The organism is Christiangramia sp. (assembly GCF_029937855.1).
In the GTDB taxonomy this organism is placed as follows: domain Bacteria; phylum Bacteroidota; class Bacteroidia; order Flavobacteriales; family Flavobacteriaceae; genus Christiangramia.
In genome coordinates this window covers 18,497-29,426 of record NZ_JAPYPC010000040.1, presented here as the reverse complement: position 1 = coordinate 29,426, position 10,930 = coordinate 18,497, and the positions used below count along the sequence as shown (strand labels likewise).

Here is a 10,930-nt window from a genome sequence, read left to right as displayed (position 1 = left end):
ACTGATAACTGATAACTGATAACTGATAACTGATAACTGATAACTGATAACTGATTTTTGCTATATTCGTCCTATGCTTTCCAAAAAGACAAAGTACGGCATCAAAGCACTGGCGTATATCGCAAGAAAAAAGGACAGAAAACCGGTTCAGGCTTCAGAGATCTCTGAAAGTGAGAATATTTCTCAGAAGTTTCTTGAAAGTATTCTCCTGGAATTAAGAAAATCAGGTTTTCTGGGTTCTAAAAAAGGTAAAGGCGGAGGTTATTATTTAATTAAAGAACCTGAAGAAATAAAAATGACCGCAGTGATCAGGGTTTTAGAAGGGCCCATTGCGATGGTGCCCTGCGTAAGCCTTAATTATTATGAAAAATGTGATGACTGTCCTGATGAAAGAACCTGTTCGGTTCATAAATTAATGATTCAGGTTAGGGATGCCTCACTAAACGTACTTGGTGATAATACCTTGAAAGATATTGCTTTTATGCAATCATCTTAAGTGTTAAAATTTAATTTAAAGTATTGAAATAATTTGCTGTTAAACCTCTGTAGTGTAGTTTTGTTTAAAACCTAGTAAATCTATAGGTTTATAGTTTTAATGAAGATAAGATGTTGATGTTACTAAACAATACCAAGGCAAAAAGCACTTATAGAAAGGATAAATCTACAGAGCGTCCTATGCGGAGTATTGTAAAAACAATTAGTTGGCGTATTGTGGGAACTATAGATACCGTATTGATTTCATGGGTTTTAACCGGTGAGGTTGACACAGCATTGGCAATAGGTTCAGTAGAACTGGTGACAAAAATGATCCTGTATTTTGGACATGAAAGGATTTGGAACCTTATCCCATTTGGAAAAGAATAGTTATGAAAAGATTTAATGATATAGAACTAAAAAAACTGAATAGTCAGTTAAGGGGAGTTGCTCCTTCAGAGATTATTCAATGGGTGTTGTCATCCAGTGATAAAGCGTTAGTAACCACCAATTTCAGGCCTTATGAGGCTGCTATTCTTCATGCCTGTGTGCAGGTAGATCCCAGTATTAAAGTGATTTGGTGTGATACTGGCTATAATACGCCTCAAACCTATAAACATGCCAAATATTTAATAGATCGATTGGCACTTAATGTAAAACTCTATACCCCGCAAGAAACAGCAGCCTACAGAGATGCTTTTTTCAACGGAATTCCGCAGGTAGATTCTCCAGACCATGCCGAGTTTACCAGACAGGTAAAGCTTGAGCCTTTCCAACGTGCCATGGCTCAGCAAAAACCCGAAGTTTGGTTCACCAATCTTCGAAAAGGACAAACCAGTTTTAGGGATAGTATAGATATTTTGAGCTATAGTAAAGACGGAGTTTTAAAAGTGAGTCCGTTCTATCATTGGAGCGACGAAAAACTTGACGGGTATTTAAGAGAATATAAGTTGCCTAATGAATTTAAATATTTCGATCCCACGAAAGTATTAGATAATAGAGAATGTGGTTTACACGCTTAAAAGATTAAAAATGAGTTCAGTTTTAAATCAAAATACATTAGAAAGCGAAGCTGTTTACATCTTCAGGGAAGTAGTGGCTCAATTTGAAAATCCTGTGCTATTATTTTCAGGAGGAAAAGATTCTATAACCCTGGTGAGACTTGCCCAAAAGGCGTTCTATCCTGCAAGAATTCCTTTTCCGCTTCTGCATATAGATACTGGCCATAATTTTCCTGAAACCATAGAATTTAGAGATCGCCTGGTGGAAGAATTAGGACTGAATCTAATTGTTAGAAAAGTACAGGACGATATTGATAATGGTATCTCAATCGAAGAAAAAGGAAAATATTCCAGCCGAAATTCCCTACAAACCAATACGCTTTTAAATGCTATTGAAGAATTTAAATTCGATGCCTGTATTGGTGGTGCCCGAAGGGATGAAGAAAAAGCGCGTGCCAAGGAAAGGATTTTTTCAGTAAGAAATGATTTTGGCGAATGGGATGAGAAGAACCAAAGACCCGAAGTTTTTGATATGCTGAACGGAAGAATTGATTTAGGACAGAATGTTCGTGTCTTTCCAATTTCAAACTGGACAGAGCTTGATGTATGGAGTTATATCGCTTCTGAAAAAATTGAGATTCCTTCCATCTATTTTGCTCATGACCGGGAAATTTTTGAGAGAGATGGATTGATTTGGACGGCTTCAGAATATGTGTATAAAGAAGATCATGAGACTACGGAAACAAAACGGGTGAGATTTAGAACCGTGGGAGATATAACCTGTACCGCGGCTGTGGAATCTGAAGCAGATACTATTCAGAAAATAATTCAGGAAGTGAGGGAATCAGCAATTTCCGAAAGAGGAGCGCGAATTGACGATAAAAGGTCTGAAGCAGCGATGGAAACGAGAAAACAACAGGGTTATTTCTAAACTCACAAATTCTGTTGAAAATAAATCGCAGAACAAAATGAAATTATTAATTAATAAAATTACCCATAAAACTCCCTCTCTTCTGGAGAGGGATGGGGAGAGGCTATGGAAGTATTAAAAATAGCAACAGCAGGAAGCGTAGATGATGGTAAGAGTACCCTAATAGGAAGGCTTCTTTACGATACCAAATCACTGACTTCAGATAAAATTGAGGCCATAGAGAAAGTGAGTAAGAAAAACGGTTTGGATTATCTCGATTTTTCCCTTGCTACAGACGGTCTGGTGGCAGAACGGGAGCAGGGCATCACTATAGATGTGGCCCATATTTATTTTTCCACCCCCAAGAAAAGTTACATTATAGCAGATACTCCGGGACATATTGAATATACCCGGAATATGGTGACCGGAGCTTCTACTTCTCAAACTTCCATTGTTTTAATAGATGCAAGAAAAGGAGTGATCGAGCAGACGTATAGACATTTCTTTATTAATAATTTACTGCGTGTAAAAGAGGTAATCGTTGCCGTGAACAAGATGGATCTTGTAAATTATTCCGAAGAGGTATTTAATGGTATCGTGCAGGATTTCGAGGAATTAAGGGCAAAAAGTGATTTCAAGGACCAAAAACTCACTTTTATACCAGTTAGCGCCTTATGGGGTGAAAATATTGCTGAGAAGTCCAGTGCAATGTCATGGTATAATGGGCAAACAATTTTGGAACATCTGGAAGATCTTAAAGCTGAAGATTTCCAGGAGGAAAGTCAGGCGAGATTTTCTGTTCAAACCGTAATAAGACCAAAAACTGATGAATTTCACGATTATCGCGGCTATGCAGGGAAAATTTCTGGTAATAGTCTAAAAGTTGGTGATGAGGTTACGGTATTGCCATCCTTAAAATTTTCCACTATTAAGGAGATCCATTTTTTTGATGAATCTTTTCAGGAAGCACCTGCGGGAAGTTCAGTAACCATTACCCTTTCAGATGATATTAATGTGGCTCGAGGTGATATGTTAGTGAAATCTAATGAAATTCCGAAGGAATCAAGAGTGTTGGATGCTATGGTATGTTGGATGGACAATAAGGTATTGGTTCCCGGGGCGAAATATGTATTGCAACATAATACCAATGGAATCCTTGCAAAAATTGATAAAGTGGAAGGTCATGTAGATACTAATTTTGGAACAGAAGAAGAAGTTTCATCATTATATCTCAATGATATTGGAAACGTGAAGATAAAATTGAGTAAAGCAATTTTTGCAGATAGTTATAAGCATAATCGGGCAAACGGACGGTTCATTCTGGTGGATACGCAAACAAATACCACTGCCGGAGTTGGATTTATAAAATAACGATAAGAAACAGTGAAACAATTCATTATGAATATTTTGTCAAATATGTGTATGCGCTACCAGCCCCACACTTAGAAGCTTGTTTTTATAAAACGAATTATAAAAAAAGTCCTTTTAAGTGAAAAAGCCTAAAAGGACTTTTTTAATAAGAGAAGATGCGAAAAAGTACGGTTCTTATAGCAATCGGGATTGTTTCAGCATCTCGCAGAATTAGAATACCAGTATTAGCATAAGAATTTAAATTTAAAGATCATGCAAAGTTTTAGAACCGAAATAGAAAATCCAGTTGTTGAAAAAGACATCATCGATTTGGAAAAAAAGATCCGACTGTTCCGAGAAGGAAAGGCCGATGAAGAGAAATTCCGAAGCCTGCGTCTGGCGCGTGGAGTTTACGGGCAGAGACAGGCAGGAGTTCAAATGGTTCGTATAAAACTACCATTTGGTAAGGTTACTTCAGAACAGTTGCACCGAATTGCAGATGTTTCCGATGAATATTCCAAGGGTCGGCTGCATATTACTACCCGGCAGGATATCCAGATCCATTATGTGAGCCTGGACAGGACTCCTGAGCTTTGGGCGCAGTTGGAAAGGGATGATATAACTTTGCGTGAAGCCTGTGGAAACACGGTGAGAAATATTACCGCTTCACCCACTGCCGGAATAGATCCCAAAGAACCTTTTGATGTATCACCTTATGCTCATGCTACATTTCAATTTTTTCTTCGGAATCCTATCTGCCAGGAAATGGGTAGAAAATTCAAAATGTCTTTTTCCTCTTCTGAAGAGGATACGGCATTAAGTTATATCCATGATCTTGGTTTTATCGCCAAATTGAAAGATGGAAAACGTGGATTTAAAGTAATGCTTGGTGGAGGACTCGGGTCACAGCCAAGGCATGCCGATGAACTTTATGATTTCCTTCCAGCAGAAGAGATCATTCCGCTTATTGAAGGAGTATTAAGGGTTTTTGATCGTCATGGCGAAAGATCGAAAAGGTTAAAAGCCAGAATGAAATTTCTTGTAAAAGATATCGGGAAAGAAGCTTTTATGGAGTTGGTAGAGGAGCAAAAAACAGCCCTTTCTCAAAAACAGCCAAAATTCGAAATTGAGCAGTTTGAGGCAGCTCCGCCTTTGCAGGATGTTGAGGTTCCTTCGGTTGAAATTGAAGATCAGAAGGATTTTGAAACCTGGAAGGAAACTAATGTATATAAACAAAAGCAGGAAGGTCTATATGCCATTGGAATTCGTGTTCCTTTAGGTGATTTTTATACAGGAGGGGCAAGACAACTGGCAGATCTGGTCAAGAAATTTGCTGGTAATGAGATCAGGTTAACCTTAAGACAGGATATTCTTGTGCGTCATGTACGTGAGGAGTTTCTGCCTTTCTTTTATTCAGAATTGAAAAAATTGGGATATGCGGAGACCGGTTACAATAAAACGGTAGATATCACAGCTTGTCCGGGAACAGATACCTGTAATCTTGGAATCGCCAGCAGTACTGGAATTGCAGATGTACTCGAAGATGTTTTAAAAGAGGAATATCCCCAATTCATAAATGGAAAAGACATCACGATTAAAATTAGTGGTTGTATGAATGCCTGCGGCCAACATAATATGGCTGAAATCGGTTTTCAGGGAATGTCGATTAAAGTAGGGAAGACGGTTGCTCCGGCACTTCAGGTATTACTTGGGGGTGGAACTTTAGGTGATGGTAAGGGAAGATTTGCCGATAAAGTGGTAAAAGTACCAAGCAAAAGAGGGCCAGAAGCTTTGCGAGTATTATTGAATGATTTTGAGGCAAACGCTGAAGCAGATGAGAAATTTGCAGAATACTACGATCGAAAAGAAAAAACCTATTTCTATGATCTCTTAAAAGATTTGGCCGATACTTCCAATCTGACAGAAAATGATTTTGTGGATTGGGGTCATGAAAAACCTTACATCAAAGCGGTTGGCGTGGGAGAATGCGCAGGGGTGGTGATAGATCTAATTGCGACGCTGCTTTTTGAAAGTGAAGAAAAGATTGATAATGCAAAATCTGCGCTGGAAAGAAAAGACTGGGCAGATAGCATATATCATTCTTATACCTCAATCGTGAATTCGGCAAAGGCCTTATTGCTTTCAGAGGACGTGAAGACCAATACACAGGCCGGAATTATTGCTCAGTTTGATGAACTTTTTGTGGAGACAGGAAAGATTGAATTAGCTACAACTTTCAAAGACTTCGCCTATCAGTTGAATGAAAATGAGCCAACCGAAGCCTTTGCCAATAAATATTTAGAGGATGCGCATTTATTTCTGAAAAGAGTGGATGCTTATAGAACGAAGGAGGTACAAGATGTATAATACACCTAAATTAAGTGTAGTTGGAGCAGGGCCGGGAGATCCGGAATTGATCACTATAAAAGCCGTGAATACATTGAAAGCGGCCAAAGTCATTCTTTATGACGCCCTGATAAATAGGGAGTTGCTGGAATACGCGCCTCAGGCCGAACATATTTTTGTGGGAAAACGAAAAGATAAACACCGGTTTTCCCAGGATGAAATCAATGAAATGATTGTGAAATATGCTCTGGAAAGAGGTCATGTTGTAAGACTAAAAGGAGGTGATCCATTTATCTTCGGAAGAGGTTCAGAAGAGATCAGTTACGCGAGAAAACACGGGCTGGAAACGGCGGTGGTTTCCGGAATAACTTCATCAATTGCGGTGCCTGCCAATGTTGGAATTCCACTTACACAAAGAGGAACTTCTGAAAGTTTCTGGGTGATCACGGGAACTACTTCCGCCAAAAAATTATCAGATGATGTAAGGCTGGCGGCTCAATCTACGGCCACTGTAGTAATCCTTATGGGAATGGGGAAGATTGGTGAAATTGTTAATATTTTCAGTCAGTTTGGAAAAGAAGATACACCGGTTGGGATTATTCAGAATGGCACAACCGTAAATGAAAAATCATGTTTCGGTACCATAAAGAACATCGAAAAAGTGGTTTCAGAAAAAGCACTGGGCGCTCCCGCGATCATTGTAATAGGTGAAGTGGTAAAAGAAGCAAATGCTTTGCGACATGTTTTTCAGAATGTGGTTGCGGAGAAAGAATATATTAATTCCCCCTTTGGGGGCTAGGGGGCCAATTATGGAAGAAAGAAACGAATTATACCCTGTCTTTTTAAAAGTAAATCAACTAAATATATTAGTGGTTGGAGGCGGAAATGTAGGACATGAGAAATTACATTTTCTTTTTAAATCCAGTCCGAATGCAAATGTTGAAGTGGTAGCAAAATGGTTTTTACCAGAAACAGAAGAACTGGCAAAAAAGCATGGCGCAAAACTTATAAAAAGCAGCTATAAAAAGAAATATTTAAAAAAGAAGCATTTCGTGATCGCTGCTACCAATGATGCTAAACTTAATAAAAAGGTACACCGTCATGCAAAGAAGAGATATTTACTGGCTAATATCGCCGATACTCCAGAACTGTGTGATTTTTACATGGGTGGTATTGTGAATAAAGGTCACGTGAAAATAGCGATTTCCACGAATGGAAAATCTCCAACCACGGCTAAACGTTTACGACAATTCTTTGAAGAAGTGATTCCCGAGAATGTGAACCAGATGGTTGAAAACTTAAATGAATATAGAAAATCCATAAAAGGTGATTTTGAAGCCAAAGTGGAACAGATGAATACAATAACAGAATCCTTAATCGTAAAAAAAGAGACTAATGATTAAAACAGACATCCTGATCATCGGGGCCGGGCCCACCGGATTGTTTACCGTTTTTGAAGCGGGATTATTAAAATTAAAAACACATTTGATAGATGCGCTTCCGCAACCTGGAGGGCAGTGTTCAGAAATTTATCCAAAAAAGCCAATATATGATATTCCGGCTTTTCCGGAGATCCTGGCGGGAGACCTGGTAAAGAATCTTATGGAACAAATAAGACCTTTCGAACCCGGTTTTACTTTGGGTGAACGTGCAGAAACGCTGGAAAAACTGGAAGACGGTACTTTTATAGTGACTACTAATAAAGGAACTCAGCATCATGCTCCTGTAGTTGCGATTGCAGGCGGACTGGGATCTTTTGAACCTCGTAAACCGCCTATCGCTAATATTTCTGATTTTGAAGATAAAGGGGTTTCCTATTTTATTAAAGATCCTGAAGTCTATCGGGATAAGAGGGTAGTGATTGCCGGTGGTGGTGATTCTGCTCTGGACTGGGCAATTTATTTAGCAGATATAGCTTCAGAAGTTGCTTTGGTTCATAGAAGAGAGGAATTCCGTGGAGCCCTGGATTCTGTAGAAAGAGTTTCAGAACTGGCAAAACTTGGAAAAATCGAAATGATCACCAATGCTGAAGTAGTTGGCTTACGGGGAGAAGACCAACTGGAAAAAGTAGTGATACGGCATAAGGATAAAGCGAGAGGAGAAGAATTTAGAGAAGTGGATGATTTTATTCCGCTATTTGGTTTATCTCCTAAACTTGGACCTATAGGTAGCTGGGGACTGGAAATCGAAAGAAATGCGATTAAAGTTGATAATTCTTACGATTACCAGACGAACATTCCGGGAGTTTACGCCATTGGAGATGTTAACACTTATAAAGGAAAACTAAAACTGATCCTTTCAGGCTTTCATGAAGCAGCGATCATGTGCCAAAGTGCTTATGCACGAATTTATCCGGATAAAAAATATGTACTGAAATACACTACCGTTGGAGGAGTGGAAGGATTTGATGGAACAAAGAAGGAGGCCAAAAAAGAGGTTGTTCAAAGTATTAGTGTATAATTCTCATAAACCCCCGAAGGAGGCTTAAAAAACTCCCCTCCTCCCGATAGCTATTGGGATTATGGAGGGGTGTCCGCAAAAGGCGAACGGGGAGATCAGAATTCCTATCTTTGGTGAAAATTTAAAAAAATGAAGATCAGTTTAAGAAGACTCAACGATAATTACCTTTTTGAAACCGTAAACGAACGTGGAAATATCGTTCTATTAGACAATAAATCTGAAGAAGAACCTAAAGGTTCGAGTCCCATGGATCTAATTCTGAGGGGAATTGCGGGTTGCAGTAGTATTGATGTAGTGATGATCCTTAAAAAGCAGAATCATAAACTGGAAGATCTGCGCGTTGAGGTGGATGGATATCGGGAAGATGGAGCGATTCCAAAGGTTTTTAAAAAGATCCATTTGGATTTTATTCTGAAAGGGGATATTCCGGCATCAAAAGTTGAAAGAGCTGTAAAGTTATCGATGGATAAATATTGTTCTGTTTCGAAAATGCTGGAAAAAGCTGCGGAGATTTCTTATTCGGTTCAACTTAACGGAGAAAAAATTCTTTGATGACTTTTTTTGAAACCAGGATAGTCAAAACCTGGGAGCCATCCTGGGGAATTAGAATTTTATTGATAATTATTCTTTTAGCCAGTGGTGGAACCGCCTATATTCTGAAGCCAGAGAATCAATGGCTGTTTTTTTTAGCTCATCTCTTTTATATGCTTAGTATGTTTGGGGCTTTGAGTCAGTCTTTTATTAAGCCTAAATATCTTGGGAATCTTTCAATTTCAGAAGAAATGATTCAAGTGGATCTTCATCAAGGGAGAAAGAATTTCTCTGTTTCCGAAATGACAGATTTGGGTTTTAATTATATGGGATATGCAAGTTTCTGGAAGCATAGCATTCATGGAAATAAGAATCACTTATATTTCAGGCTAAGTTCTGGGGAAAAATATGATTATGAGATCGTTCTGGAGAATAAAGAAATGAAGGAAGAATTAAAATCATTTCTAAATAAAATACAGGAAACCGGTTATTTGAAAATTGAGAAAACGGGGAATTATACTTTCTGATTTTCTATATTAATTTTATCTGAAAAAACTTGCAAATTAAGGACTGAGTCCTATATTTGTCTCGTAAGTTCATTGTTTACTAATATTCGTTATCAAGAAAGGTTGAGGGATTAGACCCTGTGAAACCTTGGCAACCCTCCTGTAATGGGAGAAGGTGCTACATTCTACCATGCCTGGCGTGGATAGATAACACAAGACTTCTTTCTCGTCTTCTTTTTTGATATCGGTTTATTTATAAAATCATGTCAAAAATAGAAGAGTTACTCTCACAAAAAATATTAATACTTGATGGTGCCATGGGGACCATGCTTCAGGAATATAAATTTTCTGAAGAAGATTTCCGCGGAAAACGTTTTGCGGAATGGCCTGTTTCTCTAAAAGGGAATAATGACCTTCTTTCTATTACGCAGCCTGAAGCGATCGCGACTATTCACCGTAAATATTTCGATGCCGGAGCAGATATCGTAGAAACTAATACCTTCTCGGGAACTACAATTGCTATGGCCGATTATAGAATGGAAGAGCTCGTGTATGAGCTGAATTTTGAATCTGCCAGAATCGCGAAAGAAGTTGCAAAAAAAGTTACTACTGAAAATCCTGAAAAGCCACGATTTGTAGCAGGAGCCATAGGCCCAACCAATAAAACGGCTAGCATGAGCCCAGATGTGAACGACCCTGGTTATCGCGCAATTTCTTTTGATGAACTTCGGGAGGCTTATAAGCAACAGGCGAAAGCCCTTATTGATGGTGGTGTGGATGTATTACTGGTGGAAACAGTTTTTGATACGTTGAATGCCAAAGCAGCCTTATTCGCTATTGAAGAATTAAAAGAGGAATTAAATATCGATATTCCGGTGATGGTGAGCGGTACTATTACCGATGCTTCCGGGAGAACCCTCTCTGGGCAAACTGCGGAAGCTTTTCTAATTTCCATTTCTCATATTCCGCTTTTAAGTATCGGATTTAACTGCGCCCTTGGTGCTAAACAACTTACACCGCATTTGGAAGCGGTAGCCAGAAATACAGAATTTGGGGTTTCTGCTTATCCAAATGCCGGATTACCTAATGCCTTTGGGGAATATGATCAGGACGCGCCGGAAATGGCAAATCAAATTAAAGAATATTTAGAAAAAGGTCTGGTAAATATTCTTGGCGGTTGCTGTGGAACGACACCAAAACATATTAAAGCAATAGCAGAGATTACAAAGGATTACAAGCCAAGACCGATCCCTTCAAAAAACATAGAAGAACGTCATGCTGAACTTGTTTCAGCATCTCAACAATCAACCGATTTATAAAGAATAAGAGACCCTGAATCAAGTTCAGGGTGA

12 protein-coding genes and 1 riboswitch are annotated in these 10,930 nt (G+C 38.8%); all 12 genes read left to right on the top strand.

The annotated features are described in order from the left end of the window. Window positions 1–73 precede the first annotated feature (73 nt). The 12 genes from Q1K34_RS16280 (at window position 74) to Q1K34_RS16225 (ending at window position 10,897) form a co-directional block, all read left to right on the top strand. The gene (locus Q1K34_RS16280) at window positions 74–496 is read left to right on the top strand and encodes an Rrf2 family transcriptional regulator (RefSeq protein ID WP_300441283.1); all 423 of its coding nucleotides are present in this window, start codon (window positions 74–76) and stop codon (window positions 494–496) included. Between the two features lie 110 nt (window positions 497–606). Next, window positions 607–864 (top strand): DUF2061 domain-containing protein, encoded by a 258-nt coding sequence (locus tag Q1K34_RS16275; protein ID WP_300441280.1) that lies wholly within the window; start codon window positions 607–609, stop codon window positions 862–864. Between the two features lie 2 nt (window positions 865–866). After that, a complete protein-coding gene (locus Q1K34_RS16270) occupies window positions 867–1,496 on the top strand; it encodes a phosphoadenosine phosphosulfate reductase family protein (RefSeq protein ID WP_300441277.1) in 630 nt (209 codons plus the stop codon). Between the two features lie 10 nt (window positions 1,497–1,506). Next, entirely contained in the window at window positions 1,507–2,406 is a 900-nt protein-coding gene (gene cysD, locus Q1K34_RS16265; RefSeq protein ID WP_300441274.1) for a sulfate adenylyltransferase subunit CysD, read from the top strand. 105 nt (window positions 2,407–2,511) lie between these two features. Continuing rightward, window positions 2,512–3,756, top strand: a complete 1,245-nt coding sequence (locus Q1K34_RS16260) for a GTP-binding protein (protein WP_300441271.1) — start codon at window positions 2,512–2,514, stop codon at window positions 3,754–3,756. A 252-nt stretch (window positions 3,757–4,008) separates the two neighbouring features. After that, the gene (locus tag Q1K34_RS16255; protein WP_300441268.1) at window positions 4,009–6,102 is read left to right on the top strand and encodes a HEPN domain-containing protein; all 2,094 of its coding nucleotides are present in this window, start codon (window positions 4,009–4,011) and stop codon (window positions 6,100–6,102) included. Next, on the top strand, window positions 6,095–6,880 hold the full coding sequence (cobA, locus tag Q1K34_RS16250) for a uroporphyrinogen-III C-methyltransferase (RefSeq protein WP_300441288.1): 786 nt from the start codon (window positions 6,095–6,097) through the stop codon (window positions 6,878–6,880). Before Q1K34_RS16255 ends, cobA begins: the two co-directional genes overlap by 8 nt. Window positions 6,881–6,890: 10 nt before the next feature. Then, entirely contained in the window at window positions 6,891–7,484 is a 594-nt protein-coding gene (locus tag Q1K34_RS16245; RefSeq protein WP_300441265.1) for a bifunctional precorrin-2 dehydrogenase/sirohydrochlorin ferrochelatase, read from the top strand. Then, entirely contained in the window at window positions 7,477–8,541 is a 1,065-nt protein-coding gene (locus tag Q1K34_RS16240; RefSeq protein WP_300441262.1) for an NAD(P)/FAD-dependent oxidoreductase, read from the top strand. Before Q1K34_RS16245 ends, Q1K34_RS16240 begins: the two co-directional genes overlap by 8 nt. 129 nt (window positions 8,542–8,670) lie before the next feature. Beyond that, complete coding sequence (locus Q1K34_RS16235) at window positions 8,671–9,093, top strand: OsmC family protein (RefSeq protein ID WP_300441260.1); 423 nt, start codon at window positions 8,671–8,673, stop codon at window positions 9,091–9,093. Beyond that, on the top strand, window positions 9,093–9,599 hold the full coding sequence (locus Q1K34_RS16230) for a hypothetical protein (RefSeq protein WP_300441257.1): 507 nt from the start codon (window positions 9,093–9,095) through the stop codon (window positions 9,597–9,599). The genes Q1K34_RS16235 and Q1K34_RS16230 overlap by 1 nt, the downstream gene beginning before the upstream one ends. An 86-nt stretch (window positions 9,600–9,685) precedes the next feature. Then, window positions 9,686–9,792: riboswitch (SAM riboswitch) on the top strand. 49 nt (window positions 9,793–9,841) lie between these two features. Further along, window positions 9,842–10,897, top strand: a complete 1,056-nt coding sequence (locus Q1K34_RS16225) for a homocysteine S-methyltransferase family protein (protein WP_300441254.1) — start codon at window positions 9,842–9,844, stop codon at window positions 10,895–10,897. Window positions 10,898–10,930 lie beyond the last annotated feature (33 nt).